At 59.8% G+C, this 16,638-nt stretch carries 14 protein-coding genes; 9 read left to right on the plus strand and 5 right to left on the minus strand.

Translation table 11 applies throughout. The annotated features are described in order from the left end of the window. Nucleotides 1-10: 10 nt before the first annotated feature. The 5 genes from CWE17_RS06970 to CWE17_RS06990 form a co-directional block, all read right to left on the minus strand. A complete protein-coding gene (locus tag CWE17_RS06970) occupies nucleotides 11-1,300 on the minus strand; it encodes a (Fe-S)-binding protein (RefSeq protein ID WP_131455683.1) in 1,290 nt (429 codons plus the stop codon). Beyond that, nucleotides 1,293-2,054, minus strand: coding sequence for a phytanoyl-CoA dioxygenase family protein (locus tag CWE17_RS06975; RefSeq protein ID WP_131455685.1), 762 nt, complete (start codon nucleotides 2,052-2,054; stop codon nucleotides 1,293-1,295). The genes CWE17_RS06970 and CWE17_RS06975 overlap by 8 nt, the downstream gene beginning before the upstream one ends. Then, the gene (locus CWE17_RS06980) at nucleotides 2,041-2,853 is read right to left on the minus strand and encodes a hypothetical protein (protein ID WP_131455687.1); all 813 of its coding nucleotides are present in this window, start codon (nucleotides 2,851-2,853) and stop codon (nucleotides 2,041-2,043) included. The genes CWE17_RS06975 and CWE17_RS06980 overlap by 14 nt, the downstream gene beginning before the upstream one ends. Continuing rightward, nucleotides 2,841-3,356 carry a 2OG-Fe(II) oxygenase gene (locus tag CWE17_RS06985; RefSeq protein WP_240789297.1) on the minus strand — a complete coding sequence of 172 codons (516 nt, stop codon included), beginning with the start codon at nucleotides 3,354-3,356 and terminating at the stop codon, nucleotides 2,841-2,843. Before CWE17_RS06985 ends, CWE17_RS06980 begins: the two co-directional genes overlap by 13 nt. 176 nt (nucleotides 3,357-3,532) lie before the next feature. Further along, nucleotides 3,533-4,957, minus strand: coding sequence for an NADP-dependent isocitrate dehydrogenase (locus CWE17_RS06990; protein WP_131455690.1), 1,425 nt, complete (start codon nucleotides 4,955-4,957; stop codon nucleotides 3,533-3,535). A 256-nt stretch (nucleotides 4,958-5,213) separates the two neighbouring features. Here CWE17_RS06990 and CWE17_RS06995 point away from each other — a divergent pair, with 256 nt between their 5' ends. From CWE17_RS06995 to CWE17_RS07035, 9 genes are all read left to right on the plus strand, one after another. Beyond that, nucleotides 5,214-5,624 carry a hypothetical protein gene (locus CWE17_RS06995; protein ID WP_131455691.1) on the plus strand — a complete coding sequence of 137 codons (411 nt, stop codon included), beginning with the start codon at nucleotides 5,214-5,216 and terminating at the stop codon, nucleotides 5,622-5,624. Between the two features lie 72 nt (nucleotides 5,625-5,696). Then, entirely contained in the window at nucleotides 5,697-6,410 is a 714-nt protein-coding gene (locus tag CWE17_RS07000) for a heme oxygenase (biliverdin-producing) (RefSeq protein WP_131455693.1), read from the plus strand. Continuing rightward, nucleotides 6,407-7,486 carry a glycosyltransferase gene (locus CWE17_RS07005; protein WP_240789298.1) on the plus strand — a complete coding sequence of 360 codons (1,080 nt, stop codon included), beginning with the start codon at nucleotides 6,407-6,409 and terminating at the stop codon, nucleotides 7,484-7,486. The genes CWE17_RS07000 and CWE17_RS07005 overlap by 4 nt, the downstream gene beginning before the upstream one ends. 77 nt (nucleotides 7,487-7,563) lie before the next feature. Further along, nucleotides 7,564-9,381: an ABC transporter ATP-binding protein gene (locus CWE17_RS07010; RefSeq protein WP_131455694.1), complete on the plus strand. Its 1,818-nt coding sequence runs from the start codon at nucleotides 7,564-7,566 to the stop codon at nucleotides 9,379-9,381. A 7-nt stretch (nucleotides 9,382-9,388) separates the two neighbouring features. Beyond that, nucleotides 9,389-11,833: a glycosyltransferase gene (locus CWE17_RS12500; protein WP_370318285.1), complete on the plus strand. Its 2,445-nt coding sequence runs from the start codon at nucleotides 9,389-9,391 to the stop codon at nucleotides 11,831-11,833. Continuing rightward, nucleotides 11,823-13,091 carry a glycosyltransferase gene (locus CWE17_RS07020; protein WP_131455696.1) on the plus strand — a complete coding sequence of 423 codons (1,269 nt, stop codon included), beginning with the start codon at nucleotides 11,823-11,825 and terminating at the stop codon, nucleotides 13,089-13,091. Before CWE17_RS12500 ends, CWE17_RS07020 begins: the two co-directional genes overlap by 11 nt. Then, a complete protein-coding gene (locus tag CWE17_RS07025) occupies nucleotides 13,088-14,206 on the plus strand; it encodes a glycosyltransferase (RefSeq protein ID WP_131455699.1) in 1,119 nt (372 codons plus the stop codon). The genes CWE17_RS07020 and CWE17_RS07025 overlap by 4 nt, the downstream gene beginning before the upstream one ends. Nucleotides 14,207-14,336: 130 nt before the next feature. Beyond that, nucleotides 14,337-15,569: a CCA tRNA nucleotidyltransferase gene (locus tag CWE17_RS07030; RefSeq protein WP_240789299.1), complete on the plus strand. Its 1,233-nt coding sequence runs from the start codon at nucleotides 14,337-14,339 to the stop codon at nucleotides 15,567-15,569. A gap of 176 nt (nucleotides 15,570-15,745) precedes the next feature. After that, nucleotides 15,746-16,624, plus strand: coding sequence for a sulfotransferase (locus tag CWE17_RS07035; protein WP_240789300.1), 879 nt, complete (start codon nucleotides 15,746-15,748; stop codon nucleotides 16,622-16,624). Nucleotides 16,625-16,638: the final 14 nt, after the last annotated feature.

Raw genomic sequence — 16,638 nt, forward strand, 5'->3', positions numbered from 1 at the left:
CGGCGTCGGTTCAGGCTTTGTCAGCCTCTTGATTGCTCTTCTCATAGGTGCTGTTCAGGCCTGCAGCGCGGGCCAGCAACTCCATCGGATGCATGACCTCCGGGCCACCCTTCTGGAGGTGGCGACGCAGCTGCAGGCTGCAGCCGATGTTGGCGCTGGCGATGACAGTGGCGCCGGTGCCGCTCAGATCGTCGGCCTTGATCCGGCCAAGCTCGGCGGCCTCCGCCGGTTGCACCAGGTTGTAGATGCCGGCGCTGCCGCAGCACACGCCTGCTTCGCTGGCTTCGTGCAGTTGCAGGCCTGGGATGGCGCGCAGCAGCGCCCGTGGCTGGGCGGCGATGCCCTGGCCGTGAATCATGTGGCAGGCGTCGTGATAGGCCACCGCAATCGGCAGGGGTTGCAGGGCCGCGCGGAAGGCTTCCGAAAGACCTCGGTCCGCGAGGAATTCATGCACATCGAGCACGGGGCAGGCAAAGCCGCTGTGTCCCTCGTTCAGAAGCTCGCCGTAGGCCTTCATGGTGTGGCCGCAGCCAGAGGCCGCCACCAGCACTGCATCTAGCTTCTCTCCAGCGAAGCGGGCCACCAGGGCACTGGCCAGTTCCCTGGTCTGCTCGAGCTGCCCCTGGTGATGACTCACGGCACCGCAGCAGCCCTGATCGGCTGGAATCACGACGTCAAAGCCGTTGGCCTGCAGCACCGCCACCGTCGCCGCATTGACGGCCGGATCAAAGCAGCGCTGCACGCAGCCCAGCACCAGCCCGACGCGGCCGCGGCGTTCCCCCTGAGCCTGATTCAGCTTGGGGAAGCGATCGGCGAAGCCCTCCGGGGCTAAGGGCGGCAGAAGCGCCTCCATCGCCTCCAGTTGCGGCCCGAGCAGGCGTGGCAGCCCGGACCGTCGGGCCAGGGCCTGCAGAGGTCCGCCTGCATAGGCGCGGAGGGGGGTGAGCAGGGCGCGCAGGCGTCGGGGGTAGGGCAGCACCGCCAGGAGCAGCTGGCGGAAGCTTTGCTGCCAGCTACTGCGCAGCTCGGCTGAGTTCAGTTTTGGTCGAGTCGCTTCAATGAGCTGGTCGTAGCGCACCCCTGAGGGGCAGGCGCTGACGCAGGCGAAGCAACCCAAGCAGCTATCGAAATGGCTGGCCACTGTCGCATCGAGCTCCAGTTCGCCCGCCTCAATCGCCTTAAGGGTGTGAATGCGCCCCCGTGGCGAATCCATCTCCGTGCCCAACACCCGATAGCTGGCGCAGGTGGGCAGGCAGAAGCCGCAATGCACGCAGGGGTCGGTGGGATCAGAGCTAGCCATGGAGCCATTCTGATGGGCTGGGCTGGATCTCTGGGCGTTGGAGGCGCTGCGAGAGGATCTGGTGGTTGGTCTGCCTCAGTTGGTTCACGATCTCTGGATGGCACTGTCCTTGCAGACTTGCCTGGCGATTCAGTCGCAGTGGGGCGCTGAGATAATTGACGATCAGGGCGCGGCGAGGGCCAGCGGAGCGATTGCTGCTGGAGCCGTGAAGGGTCCAGGGCGTGTGCACGGTGCCATCCCCGAAGGCCATCGGTGCTGCCACGCAGGGATTGGTCTGGGGCAGTTCGGTCGGAGCTGTTCTTGCGAGTTGCGGTTGTGATAACAGACAGTGGTTTTGACTTCCCGGCACGAATTGGATCGGCCCGTTGCTGGCGTCGATCGCCTGCAGCGGCAGCCAGAGGGTGAGGGCGGCGAGCTGATCCGCAGGGATGAAACGGGCGTCCTGATGCCAGGCGGTGCCAGGGTCTCCGGGTCGTTTGTTGTAGAGCGTCACCGCCAGCAGCTGCAGGGGGGTGTCATCGAGACCGCAGCAGTTCTGAAGCCGAGTGGTCAGAGTGGGTTGCTGGAGCAGGGTCGTCAGTTCGGGCAGGTCATCCTGCAGAAACCAGAGCGGTACACCCGCGTTCTGCCATCGTTCGGCCGCCTTCAAGATTTTCGGGATGAGCGCACGCAAGTGGGTGCATGCTTCGCCATCGAGTACCTGGGGCAATAGCGCGAAACCATCGCGTTCAAATGTGGCGTCAGCGAGGCGCATGGCTCAACAGATACAACTTCATTGACCAGGCGTCGTCGCTTTGAGGGCTCAATTTGAGGTGGCTGAAGCCAGCCTGATGACTCGGACTTTGCTGTTGACGCCAGTTCTGATGGTGTCGCTGGCATTGCGTGATGGACTCTTGCGAACACCAGGGATCCAGGGTGTGCAGCAGGGTCTGCACCACTGGATCATCGATCGCGCTGCCCCGCTGCAGCCGTCCTGCGGGGAACAGTTCGAAACCCAGTCTTTGGATGCCATCGGCTCCCCAATCAAACGTGGCGGACCAACAGAGCGTTGAGGCCTGGAGGAGTTCCTCCAAGGGGGCGCTGCAAAGGTTTGGAGCCTGGCGTGTCAGCCAGGCCCACTGATCGGGGCCAGTGAGGTTGAGGCGGATGGCCCCGTTTTGGTGGTTTGTTCTGCTGGGGAAGAATCCGCAATGACTGATGCCCAGGTCCAGGTCGCTGCTGGGCCACCACAGAGGTTGCTCGATATGGGGCATCAGCTTTTGGCGCGCAGCCGCCACGCCTTCGCTCAGAGCTCCTTGGCGGTGATCCAGGCGAAAGAACACACCCGGGGGGTGCTCAAAGGGATGGTCGAATTCCAGCCAGGGTTCTCGCAGCACGCCCCCGGCCACCCGCAGGCTGAGGTCGATGCGGTTGCACAGTGCGCTCCAGTCGTTCCAGCCATTGCGTTGCCGGGGTGGTGGCAGGGGAACGGACAGGTCTGCAGGCCTTTCGGGATCGTCCAGGCGGTACTCGCAGAGAACGACCCTGGCGATCGGTGGCGTTAGACGTAGCAATGCAGTCGGGTGTGGCTGCGATTGAGACGCAGAAATCCTCCCAGTACCACCCGCAGCTCGGGTCCTGATGTGGGCAGCACCTGATGGCGGTGGCAGCCGGCGTTGAACAACAGCAGCTCGCCAGGGGGTAGGGGCACGCAGGTCTCGGGGGCGCTGATCTGCAGCTCGCCTCCCTGCGTGGCTGAGGTCACGCCGTAAAGAAAGCTCAGTTGAAACGCGGGCTCCAGGGCGGCGTCGCAGAGGGTGCCGTTTTCGATCAGGTTGAGGGGATTCCAGTCCTGCTCGCAGTGCTCCGGAATGCCGCCTCCGCTGGCCATTTCCCGCAGCGCCCAACCCGGCAGTGGGCTGCCGTCGCGGCTGGTGAGGGGCGCCAGGGGTAGGCCGAAATGGTGGCTGAACAGTTCAGCCACCGGTACAAAAAACAATTGCTCCAGCTGCTCAACGGCGGTGTGTTGGCAGCGCAGCTGGAGATGGGCCAGGTAACGCTGAGGATCGGTGCCCACGCAGCTGCGCGGCAGGGTGCGGCCCCACGGTGTTGGCGACCAGGCGCGTCTGTCATCGAGCCCCCGCAGTGCATAGCAGAGGGCGGAGATGGCGCCATGGTCCAGAGCGGGTTGCCAGCGGGTCAGCGCCAGCTCCCCCCTCAGGACTGCGGTAAGCGCTTCAGCGGGTTGCGGGTTCAGAACCGTTCGATGATGGCGTCGGCGAAACCGCTGCAGCTGACAGGCTCCACCTGGGGTTCCATCAACCTGGCCAGGTCGTAGGTCACCTGCTGATCGGCGATGGCGGCACTGAGCCCCTTTGTGATCAGGTCAGCAGCCTCCTGCCAGCCCAGGAACTCCAGCATCATCACGCCGCTGAGGATCACCGAACCCGGATTGATGCGATCAAGCCCCGCATGCTTTGGAGCGGTGCCATGGGTGGCTTCGAAGATGGCGGCGGTTTCGCCGATGTTGGCGCCGGGAGCCATGCCCAGACCGCCCACCATGGCGGCGGCGGCATCGGAGATGTAGTCGCCGTTCAGGTTGAGGGTGGCCAGGATCGAATACTCCTGCGGTCGGGTCTGGATCTGCTGGAAGATGCTGTCGGCGATGCGGTCATCGACCAGCACCATTGCTTTCCACTTGCCGCCACCGTGGCTGCTGCCGATGGCGTCGATCACGGCCTGCACCTCGGCGTCGATGTCGGCTTTTTTCTCAGGTGTGAGGCTGTCGTAGCCCGGCTCGACCATGCGGGCGTTGGCCTGAACGCTCAGGTTGGGATCCTTCTCGAGGTTGCCGAGAATCCAGCTCTCCCGCTCGGTGATGCACACATCGCGGAACTCGCTGGTGGCTAGTTCATAGCCCCAGTCACGGAAGGCCCCTTCCGTGAACTTCATGATGTTTCCCTTGTGCACCAGGGTCACGTGGCGCTTGTCGCCTTGAAGGCGCAGGGCGTGCTGAATCGCCTTGCGGATGTGGCGCTGGCTGCCGGCTTTGCTCACCGGCTTGATGCCGATGCCTGATCCCTCGGGAATCTGGCGCTTGCCCAGCTTGCCGTTGGCGGGGATCACCACCTCGTTGAGGTGCTTGCGCAGCTCCTGGCCAACGCTGTCATCGGCCTCCCATTCGATCCCCATGTAGATGTCTTCCGTGTTCTCGCGGTAGACGATCACGTCCAGATCCTGGGGGCGCTTGTGGGGGCTGGGGGTGCCTGCGTAGTAGCGACAGGGGCGCACGCAGGAATACAGATCAAAGATTTGGCGTAGGGCCACATTCAACGAACGGATGCCGCCGCCCACCGGTGTGGTGAGGGGACCCTTGATGGCCACGCCATAGGCGCGGATGGCCTCGAGGGTGTCCTCCGGCAGGTACTGGTAGGTGCCATAGAGCTCGCAGGCCTCATCGCCCGCGTACACCTTGAACCATTCGATCCGCTTGCTGCCGCCGTAGGCCTTCGCCACGGCTGCATCCAGAACTTTCTGAGTGGCCGGCCAGATGTCCACGCCGGTGCCATCGCCGCGGATGAAGGGAATGATTGGGTCGTTGGCCACCACCGGCTGACCGTTCTCGAAGCGGATCGGGGTGCCCTGGCTGGGGGCGGTGAGCTTCTCGAACTGAGCCATGGCTTGATCGCCGCTGGGCGGCATTCACGACGTGGCGAGCCTATGACTCAGCGCAGGCTCCCTAAAGTTCGCCCTGATCCGGCGCCCGCCCGAGGCCGATCAGCACAGAGGCATGACCGGCGGTTGCCACGATGCCCACCAGGCCGAACAGTCTGATTCGGGATTCCCAGCCACCGCAGGATCATGGTGGCAACCGTAACGGCGGCTGGCGGCGCCGAGCGGCATCCTTCACCCTGGAGACAGAGATGGCACGCCGGTGAACGCAGCGGAAGCGGTCGACAGTGTGGTGCTGGCCCAGGCTCTGGCTTCGGCCGTCACGCTGGTGCGCGATCAGTTTCCTGCGGCGACCGCCAACCTCAGCCCCTGGCGGGATGACCCTCTCACCCGTCGCTGGAGCGAGGAGGAGACCCTCGACCTCTCCTTTCACTTCCCGGGTTGGAGTCCTCGCCTGGAGTGCCGCAGTCTGTTGCTGCAGCTTCGCTTGAACAACAACCGTGCCCTTTTGGGGGTGTTGATGCGCGGCATGACCTTTGACGGCGAGCGCTGGCGGCTGGCCACTGTGGGCGATTGGCAGCCCTCTGGGCGGCATCTCCCCCAGCCGGATCGCGTGCTTCAGCTGCAACAGATCTGCCGGGATCTGCACAACCTCTTCCCAGCGGTCTCGTAACCCTTCGCAACCCTTGTTGCCGACAAGCCGGGCATGGCTTTTAAGGTTTTGCGACTGCCGACCCTTCGTTTCATGTCCGTCGCTCTTGCTGCCCAGCTGCGTGAAGGCACCAAGAAGTCGCACACCATGGCCGAGAACACCGGTTTCGTGAGCTGCTTCCTCAAAGGTGTGGTTGATAAGGGGAGTTACCGCACGCTCGTGGCCGATCTGTATTTCGTGTACAGCGCCATGGAGGAGGAGATGGCACGCCTGTCTTCCAACCCGGTGATTGCTCCGATTGCCTTTCCTGAGCTCAACCGCCGCGAGGCCCTCGAGCAGGATCTCGCTTACTACTTCGGTGCCGATTGGGCCCAGCAGCTGAAGGCCACCCCTGCCGCCCAGGCATATGTGGAGCGCATCCGTCAGGTGGCGCAGGAGGCGCCGGAGCTACTGGTGGGCCATCACTACACCCGCTATCTCGGCGACCTCTCCGGCGGGCAGATCCTCAAGACCATTGCCCAGAAGGCAATGAATCTGTCTGACAACGATGGTCTGAACTTCTATTCCTTCCCTGCCATCGCGGACGAGAAGGCCTTCAAGACCACCTACCGCGCTGCCATGGATCAGCTGCCGATCGATCAGGCGATGGCCGATCGGATCGTGGAAGAGGCCAACCATGCCTTCCACCTCAATATGAAAATGTTCCAAGAGCTGGAGGGCAACCTGGTGGCCGCGATCGGCAAGGTGCTCTTTGGCTTCCTGACCCGCCGTCAGCGGGCCGGAAGCACTGAGGCAGTGGCTGCTTGAGCCCCAACGTCACGATCGACTCCATTCGGGTTCTGGTGCCGGGCACCGGGCCCCGTTTTCGTTGTGGCGGTTTGAGCGTTGCGTTGCAGACCGCCCGACTGCTTGGGAGGCTGCGTCCCACTGAGCTCGTCACTTACCGGGCTCGGGAAGCCGAGCATTCCTTTCTGGATGACGTGCTCGCTCAAGAGGCGTCTCCCGGAAACGCACTCTGGCTTGTCAGCTGGGGTTTTGATGTGCCAGCCACCCTTAAGAAGCTGCGGGGTCGGCCGGCGCTCTATCAGGCCCACAGCAGCGGTTATGGCTTTGATCTACCTCCAGGTGTTCCGGTGGTGGCCGTGAGTCGCAACACACTCGGCTATTGGGGCAACCGTGCACCGCGGAATCCGCTCTTCCTGGTGCCCAATGCTCTCGAACCCCAGTGGCTTGAACGGGGCGCCCGTCCCAGGCTGATGGACGCTGCGGGCGGGAAACGCCCGATTGATGTGCTGGTGCAGCAGCGCAAGAGCAGCACTTATGTGCTCAACACGCTGGTGCCTGCCCTGAGGGCGCGAGGACTGACGGTCGAGGTGCAGAGCGGTTGGGTCGATGATCTTGTGGCTTTGTTCAACAGTGCCAGCGTTTACCTCTACGACTCGGCCGAGTACTGGCGTGGCCGTGGGGTGAGCGAGGGCTTTGGCCTCCCCCCACTGGAAGCGCTGGCCTGCGGCTGTGTCGTGTTCAGCAGTTTTAATCACGCTCTTTCCGATACCTTGACGCCGGGAGAGGTTGGTCATCAAATTGGCTGCGGAAGTCTCAGCCATGATGTTGAAAGAGTGCTGGCGGCCGTAGCAGATCCTGTCCGTTGGCGTCCTGATTCGACCTTTCTGGAGGCTTTGCTAGAGGAGCACTCTGAGCAGGTGTTGCAGAAGCGTTGGAATGATGTGTTGCATCAGCTTGATGTTCTCCTCCTGGTCCTGAGGGATGCATCGGTGTTGCGGGCGATTCCGCTCTGGAAGCTGCGAATGAACCGTTGTGTTCACGGCCTGAAGAGGGTGGTCAATCGGTTGCCTGGCTGGCCTGCTGGGCGGAAGCCCTGAGGGGCAAGCAGGTCTATGGTTTCTGCGGACGAGTTTGATCGTCCTTGTTCAAGCAAGGTTGACCTCTGAAAGCCTCTATGCCTTTGCAAAGTCAGACCTGGAGCAATCTTCGTCAGCTGTTGAGTGAGTTGCCGAGGCGACGCCTTCGTCTTTTGGTATTTGTGTTGCTGGCTTCGTTATTGCAGGGTCTGGTAGATGTTTTTCTGGTCGCTCTGCTGGCACGTCTTGTAGGCTTAATCGCCGGTGCGAGAGTTGAAGATTATCTGCCCGGGATCCGTGTATTTGGTGGTGGACTTCTGGATCAATCCAGTTGGCTAGTTGGATTGTTGATCGCCGCATTTTGGCTTGCGTCGATGATTCGTTTTGGTGTCTCGCTCATGCAGAGTCTGCTTTGTGCAGACGTGTGGAATGATTTTGTGAACAAGGTTTATGGCAATCTTGTTTGTCAAAAATACGACTTTTTCGTGCGTCAGCGCACAGCAAATTTGTCTGAAAAATTTAATCGAATTCTAAATGGTATATCGACAGGAGTGATCAGCCCTCTGTTGTTAATTGCTGGAAACTTGGTTTCGGTGGTTGTCTTGCTTGTGGGTGTTGTTGCCGTCTTGGGCTTAAAGGCGCTGGCAATGTTTGCTTTGATCCTTTTTGCTTATGTGCTGGCGTCGAAGGTTGTTACTCCATATTTACGTCTGGCGTCGAAGCAAAGGATTCGCTACAGCCGCAGGATCAATTTGCTTTTAATGGAGTCATTGCGCTCAATGCGAGAGGTTCAGCTGTATGCGGCTGAAAAATATTTTATCTCTCGCTTCTCTCGTGATGGCTTGATTGCTAAGCGATATGATCGAATTGATCGATTGCTTCCTGATGTTCCAAGGTTAGTGATTGAGCCTGCTGCGATCACTGTTTTGTTTCTCGTTGGCCTGGTTCCAGCTTTAACCATGGGTGATGCGGAAGCTGTTCGTAGTGCAATTCCGTCACTTGCGGCTGTATTGGTCGGGATGCTGAGAATCTCAGCTCCTTTGCAGGCGATGTTCCGTAGCGTCAATCGCCTCCGTGGCGGCTTGCCGCAAATTGAGGATGCACTTGAGTTGTTGAGCCTGAAGCCTGTTCGGTACTTAATCGATTCTCCCGGGGTTCCCACTCCTGAGGGGGTCATGCCTCGTCGCTTCATCCAATTAAAGGATGTTAGTTTTTCGTATGCACCTGATGCCAAACAGGTGATTCAAGGTGTGAATCTTACTGTTCCCATTGGGTCGAGAATTGCACTTGTGGGTCGTACTGGAAGCGGTAAATCAACTCTCGCTCACTTAATGCTAGGACTGTTTCAACCAACCAGTGGTGAGTTGTTGCTGGATGGGATTGCGGTCACCGACCAAGAGGTCCCTGCTTGGCAGGCGAATTGTGCCTTTGTGCCCCAGTCAATTCGCCTAATCGATGGAAGCATTCGTGACAATGTTGCCTTCGGCTGTGATCCGGAGGATGTGGATGATGATCTTGTGTGGGGTGCTTTGGAGGCCGCCCAATTCGACGACTATGTGTCTGGCATGAACTACGGTCTTTATACATTAATCGGTGAGAACGGCATCAAGCTTTCGGGAGGGCAGCGGCAAAGACTTTCGCTAGCTCGAGCATTTTTCAGGGGCGCGAAGTTGCTTGTACTTGACGAGGCCACAAGCGCTTTGGATAATAAAACTGAAAATAATGTAATGCAGGCCCTCGATATTGTTGGCAGGCGTTGTACGACTGTTGTGATTGCTCACCGCCTTTCAACAGTTAAAAAATGCGATCTTATTTATGAAGTCGAAGCTGGAAGAATAGTCCATAGCGGTGACTTTGATTCTTTGTGCGCGTCTTCTTCGTCGTTTCGAGACATGGCGTTAATCGAAGAAGGCTGATATCCCAATGGCTGATTTTGTTGTTCTTGCCACTGCCGATTGGGATCACCCTCTTTGGACGAATAAGCAACATACGGCCCAGGCATTGGTTGCTGAGGGGCATCGTGTGTTGTATGTGGAGTCTCTTGGTCTGCGGCCTCCAAGAGTGGGATCAGCCGATCGTACGCGCATTTTGAGAAGGCTGCGCCGCATGGTTCAGCCTCCCCGCCGCCGTCAACAGCGGTTGTGGGTCTGGTCCCCGCCAGTTCTCCCAGGTGGGAATCAAGGCCTTGCCTTGGCGTTCAATCGTCTGGCGCTTCAGCTTGGCTTGACGATCGCACGTCGTTTGTTGGGATTTGAGCAGCCGTTGCTGTGGACGTATAACCCGCTTACGCTTCTCTACTTGGATCTCAAGCAATTCTCAGGGTCTATCTATCACTGCGTTGATCGTATTCAAGATCAACCCGGTATGCCGTTTGACGTGATTGAGTTGAATGAAGCGCTTCTTTCTCAGGCGGTCGATGTGGTTTTTGTCACGTCGCCTGAGCTTGAGATGCTGCATCGACACAGAAACGCCAGGACATTTTTGTTTGGCAATGTGGCCGATCACGATCACTTCAGCACGGCACGCCTGGGGGTCGCTGGTACGCCGTTGCCCTGTCCGGCTGCGCTGGCAACGCGGTGTGGCCCCCGTTTGTTGTTCATGGGGGCCATTGATGCGTATAAGCTCGACCTCGACATGCTCACTGCCCTGGCGAGTCGTCACCCGGAGTGGGAATTCGTTCTTATTGGACCCGTCGGTGAGTGCGATCCATCAACCGATGTCTCGGCCCTGCAGGCCTGTTCCAATGTGCAACTAGTCGGCTCGGTTGCTTACAGCGATCTGCCCTCATGGTTAGCCCATGCCGATGTGGCCCTGTTGCCTCTTCAGGTCAATGGCTATACGCGCCATATGTTCCCGATGAAGTTCTTTGAATATCTTTCGTCGGGGTTGCCTGTGGTGGCAACAGCCATTCCCTCGCTGCAGTCACATCGTGATGTCGCGCTTCTGTGTTCTCCTGATGTGGCTTCCTTTGAACAGGCGATTGGCTTGGCATTGAAGGGGGAGGGGCCTGATCTGCAGCAGCGATTGCAACGGGCCTCGACGCAGACCTATCAGGCCCGTACAGAGAAGATGTTGACTCTCCTGAAGAAAATCTCTGTTCTTCAAGAGGTTTCCAAGTCTGCGAGAGTGTCTCGGAGGCGTGCACTGCCTCGTGTCGTGAGTCCGACGATTGGCTCGGAAACTCGCGCGAAAAAAGTTGTTCTTTACATCGATAGCCTGAAATTAGGTGGTGCTGAACGGGTGACTCTGGCTTGGGCTGAGTGGTTGCATCAGGCTGGATGGACTCCGATTGTTTTAACGCGGAAGCCTCTGAATTGGGATTTTTACCCGTTTCCGACTGGCATTAAGCGAGCTGTTGAGCCTGAGGATTCTGAATGGATGAAACGCATGGGCCCTTTCGGCTTCCCCTTTCGCGTGATCCGTTTAAAGCGCTGGCTCGATTTAGCGGATGTGAGCTTGGCGATTGGCATGACTTCACTTCCTGCCATCAAGTTGTTATTGGCATCCCGTTCTTTAGGTGTTCCTTGCGTCGTGTCCGAACGCAATTATCCGCCTCAGAAATCGATTGGCTGGGTCTGGAGTGCCTTACGCAGGATTGTTTATCCTTGGGCCGCCCTGCATGTGGTGCAAACTCACGAGGTTGGTGTCTGGTTGGCGAAGCACCTCGGGGCCCGCCCTCAATTGTTGCTGCCAAATCCAGTGGCTTGGCCCTTGGCTCGCTTCCATCCGACAATTGACCCCTGCGAGTGGCTGGTTGCTGCGGGTGTTGGACGTGATGCTCCATTCTTACTCGGAGTTGGTACAAAATCTGATCAGAAGGGCTTTGATCGTTTGGTGAGGTGGTGGATTCCCCTTGCGCTCCAAGACCATAATCTTCAATTAGTAATTTTGGGATTAGATGCTCATCTTTATCATGGGCTTGACCAGCAAGCTGGCTTGAAATCATTGCTCGATAGCCATCCCGAATTGTTAAAACGTCTTCATTTCCCTGGCCGTGTCGGTAATGTCGCTGATTGGTACGATCGTTCTCAGGTTTTTGTGCTTTCCTCGCGGTATGAGGGGTTTCCCAACGTATTGCTTGAAGCAATGGCTGCTGGTTGCTGCTGTGTCGCTGTCGACTGCCCCCATGGTCCTTCCGATTTAATAAGTGACGGAATTAATGGTTGTCTGCTGCCAAGTCGTGCGTCAGATGAGTTCTGTATTCAACAGCTTGAGGAGCTGTTGGGTGACTCCTTAAAGCGTGAAAAGTTGGCCAATCGTGCGACTGAAGTACGACAGACCTATGCGCCGTTGGTGTTGCAGCAGCGACTCCTTCAGGCTCTTGATCAGGTGCTGCGAGAGTCGGCAATGAGCAACGATGACCTTTAGCAATCGCGATGACCTTTGGTTGGTTCTGCCACACCTCGGTCCGGGTGGCGCTCAGAAAGTTGCATTGTTAGCTGCTGCTCATTTCATGGCCAAAGGCTGGAAAGTGCGTTTGGTCACCATGTTGCCGGGACCAGCCCAGGCGCATGTGATTCCAGAGGGGTTGCTGGTGACCGACTTGGCACCGATGGTTGAGGCGCTATGGAAACGGGATCACTGGAACCGTTCGATCCTGGCCCGTGCACGTCGCTTTATGGCCCCAAAGCGCAGGCTGCATCGGCTTGCTGCTCGTCTTTTGATGGGCCCTTTGATTGTCTTCATCGAATCCGCACGGCCTGGACAGCGTGATTTGCGTTCGCGTCTATTGATCTGGTGTATGGAGGGCATAGACGGGCCGCCGTCCTGGGAGCTTGAGGCCCTGTTGCGATGCCAATGCCCCAAGCGGGTGGTGGCGTTTCTGACTCGCACCAATATGCGCGTCTGCAGCGCATTGTGGTGGCGGGATTGCCATCTGGTGGTGTCTGAGCGCAATGACGTCAGTAAGCAACAGTTGCCTTTCCCGTGGACTCGCTTGCGCCGCCTGCTGTACCGCCGGGCGGATGTTCTCACTGCTAACACTTCAGGGGTGATGGACAGCCTGATTCCCTTGTTCCCGGGGCGTCAGCTGGCGTTATTGCCCAACCCTCTTCCAATGCCTGATGTGCCAGCGTCACCAACGTCTTCGGCCGATCGTCAAGGCTTTGTCTCCGTGGCGCGGTTGGTGCCACAAAAAGGGATTGATCTATTAATCCGTGCCCTTGCACAGGTCACAGGGTGTGCCGCCACTTGGTCACTCAATGTGGTGGGAGACGGGCCGGAAAGGAACCGATTGGAACAGCAGGTACAGGCGGCTGGTTTGCAAGAACGGGTCCAGTTTCTTGGTTTCCGTTCTGACCCCCAAACCTTTCTGCTCCAAGCAGAGGTGTTCGTGTTGCCCTCGCGCTTCGAGGGCATGCCGAATGCGCTTTTGGAAGCTATGGCTTCCGGGCTTGCAGTTGTAGTAACCGACGCGTCGCCTGGTCCATTGGAGGTGGTGGATCACGAAGTGAGCGGTTTGGTGGTGCCCAGTGATGATCCATCCGCCCTAGCGGAAGCGCTGAATCGTTTGGCTGCTGATCCCAGGCTGAGGGAGCGCCTGGGCAAGGCTGCCAGGGAGACCTTGCGGCAGCTCGATTGGCCTGTGGTGGGCCCCATTTGGGATGCCCTGGTGACGCCGCAATGACACTGCAGCGGCTCTTGGTGTTTGCCCCCACTCGCCGGGCGGCATCGGAAACTTTCGTGCGCGCCAATCTGGCGGGGTTGCCGTTCGAAGTGCAGGCCTACTTTGGTGATGAACGACCGTGGAACCAACCGGCTCGCCTGGCCTACGGCCTGGCGGTCCTGCTGAGTAAAGCCTTTACGCGTTTAGGGATGTTGCGCCTGGCGGGTTGGCCAGCAGCGGCGGTGGCAAGCCGTTTGATTGCTCGCCATCGGCCCGATCTTGTGTTGGCGGAGTTTGGATTCCATGCCGTTCGGGTGATGGAGGCGACCCATTGGGCCGGTGTGCCGCTCGTGGTGCATTTCCGTGGCTCGGACCTCTCGGCGCGCTGCAAGCTCGGAGTGTTACGCGGCCGTTACCTCCGCTTGATGGGCTTGGCGGCTGGCCTGATCTGTAAGTCCCAACCCATGGCGCAAACATTGCAGGCGTTGGGTGCGCCTCAGCAACGCATTTTGATCAGTGCTTCGGGAGCTAATGCCCGGCTGTTTCATGGCGGAGCACCGGCTGAGGCACCCGCCATCTGCCTTGCGGTGGGGCGTTTTGTGGCCAAGAAGGGACCACTGCACACCATTCGTGCTTTTGCGGCCCAGCCGCATGGGCAGCTCTGGATGGTGGGGGAGGGCCCCTTGCTCCTTGAAGCGAAAGCCCTGGCAGCGCAGCTGAAGATGGGCGACCGGATTCGTTTCCTCGGCGTGCGGACTCAGGAGGAGGTGGCGGTCTTAATGCGGCAGGTGCGGGTGTTTGTGCAGCATTCCCGGGTGGCCGCCGATGGCGACAGCGAGGGCAACCCCGTAGCGGTGATGGAAGCGCAATTGAGTGGTTTGCCGGTGGTGGCCACGCGCCATGCCGGCATCCCTGAAGTGGTGATTGATGGCCAGACCGGGCTGCTGGTGGATGAAGGGGATGTGAACGCAATGGCCGCGGCGATCGAGCTGCTCCTGCTGGATCCTGCGCTCTGTGCTCAGTTCGGTGCGGCCGGGCGATGCCATGTGGCTGAGGGGTTCACTCTGGAGCGGCATCTGGCGGATCTCAGTCGCTTTTTGATTCAGACCTATGCGAAGACAAAGATGAGTGCGTGAGCAACGGAAAACAACAGCTTCAGGTGATGGCGCCATTTAGTTCAAGCCATTGGCACTGTGATGACGTGCGCTCTGTGATCAGCCGTTGGCAGACGGCAGCATGGAGCGACCCCATGGCTGAGCTCCCCCTGTGTATCTGCCAGGCATTCCAGACAGTGTGTTGATGGCCTTGCAGGCCGAGGCGCGTCTGCAGGGTGGGGTGCGGCTGGCCTTGGTGGGGGGTGCGGTGCGCGATGCCTTGCTGCATCACAGCCACCGGGATCCCTGGCGTGATCTTCCGGATCTCGATCTCGTGGTGGAGGGAAGCACGGAAGCTTTAGCCCAGGGTTTGCGCCAACGGCTTGGTGCTGAACGGGTGCCGGAGCTGCGGGTGCACGGCAGCTTTGGCACGGTGGAGATGGTGCTCGACGGCGTGCTGCTGGATCTGGCCCAGTCCCGCCAGGAGCGCTATCTCGTCCCTGGAGACAATCCGGTGGTGCAGCCAGGCCCCTTAAGGAATGACCTGGCGCGGCGCGACTTCACGGTCAATGCTATGGCGCTGCTGCTGGGCGTTGGAGAGGCCGAGCCCGAATTGTTGGATCTGCATGGGGGGCAGGGCGACCTGGCGGCGCGTCAGCTGAACTTCCTGCACGTGGGAAGTGTGCAAGACGATCCCACCCGCGTCGTGCGCGGCGCCCGTTATGCCGCGCGGCTTGGGTTTTGCTTGGCGCCCCAAGCCTTGGAGCAAGTGCAAGTCACGCTGGCGGCCTGGCCGTGGCCATGGCGCCATGGTGATGCCCCGGATGGGGTGCCACCGGCTCTGGGCACTCGCTTGCGCATGGAGTTGGAGTTGCTGTTTGCGCGGGAGCCCTGGCGGCAGGCCGTTGAGCATCTTCAGGCTTGGGGGGCTTTGCCCCTGTTGGACCCATTGCTGCAGAACGATCGGTTGCTGTTGCGTCGTTTGCGGTGGGCCGAGCGGTTGGGTGTTCCCCTGCTCTGCGCCCTGGTGGCGGCCTCCTCGTCGCCCCTGGCGTTGGCCCAGCGGCTGCAGTTGCCTGTTCAGCAGCAACGTTGGATCGAGGAGCGGAAGGTTTTCCTGATCTGGTTGGCGCAGCAGGCCTTGTCTGATTCATGGCAGGGCTGGTCTGCGGCCCGTTGGACGGAAGCCTTGGAAACGCGGCCTTGGAGCCCGGAGGTGGTGGCGTTGGAGGTGGCTTTGATGAACCCCTGCTGGCGGCCGTTGCTTCGCTGGTGGGGGCGATGGCGCCATGTGAAACCGCCGCAGACGGCGCGTGATTTGATCGCCACTGGCCTGCAGCCCGGTCCTCAGCTTGGGGAGGCTTTGCGTCAATCCAGGCTGCAACGACTGGAGTCGATGCGATGAGTGCTGAGCTTGGTACGGCCGCGGCTTAAGGCGTTGCGGTGGCGGCCTCAAGCGGCGGGTTATCGATCCCAAAAGTCTGGGCTCATCGGTTCGGGTGCTGCTTCCGATGCCCAGGTGCAGCAGTGCCAGCTGGAGGTACCCCTACATTCAGATCACTGTTGACCATGCCGGGACCGATGCCGCTGCCGAGTCAGCAGACGATCAAGCCCCGGGTGCTTTACATCACCAGTCGTGGCCATAGCGGCTCCACGCTGTTGTCGCTCCTGGTGAGTGGCCACAGCCAGGTCGTGAGCGCCGGCGAGTTGAAGATGCTCTCCAATCCGGATCCGCAACGGCGCCTCTGCAGTTGCCACCGGCAGGTGCCATCGCAGTGCCCATTCTGGGGGGCCGTGGAACAGCGGGTGAAAGACAGAGTTGGCTGCTCCCTCGAGCATCTACAGCTGGTGGATGGGGGCGATGACGCAACCTTTCTGCGCCACAACGAAGCCTTGTTCGTCGCGATCGCTCAGGTGAGCGGTAGTGCCCTGATCGTCGATTCCTCGAAATCTTTGCCCCGACTCTCTCGGCTGCTCTCGGTTGAGGCTCAAGGGGCTGCGTTTGAGATGCAGCCTGTGCATTTACATCGCGGCCCATTTGGCTCGATCAATAGCGCTCGCAAACGGGGTGATGCCCTTCGCCAGGCGTCTTACAACTATTTGAACTTGTTTTTTCTCACTCGGGAGCGGTTGCGGGGTGTTCGCGCTCTGCGGGTCTATTACGAGCGATTGGTGGCTGACCCCCGCCTGGAGATGGCGCGGGTCATGGCTTGGCTCAATCTCCCTCTGGAGGAGGGCCAGTTTCACTGGCGCGATGGCGTCCGCCGCGACATTCACGGCAACGACATGCGCTTTGGCAGTTCAGATCAGATTCGCTTGGATCAGAGTTGGCGCCAGCAACTCTCCTGGAGGCAGAAGCTGGGGGTCTTGGTCTGGACGCTGCCGGTGCGGCTGCGCTCTCGGTGGTTGTATCGGCGCGTTCGGATGTGGATCAAGCCAGGCGTGGATCCCTTCCCCTAGTGGATAGCCTCATC

Origin of the sequence: Synechococcus sp. BS56D, from assembly GCF_004332405.1 — a bacterium.
Taxonomy (GTDB): domain Bacteria; phylum Cyanobacteriota; class Cyanobacteriia; order PCC-6307; family Cyanobiaceae; genus Synechococcus_C.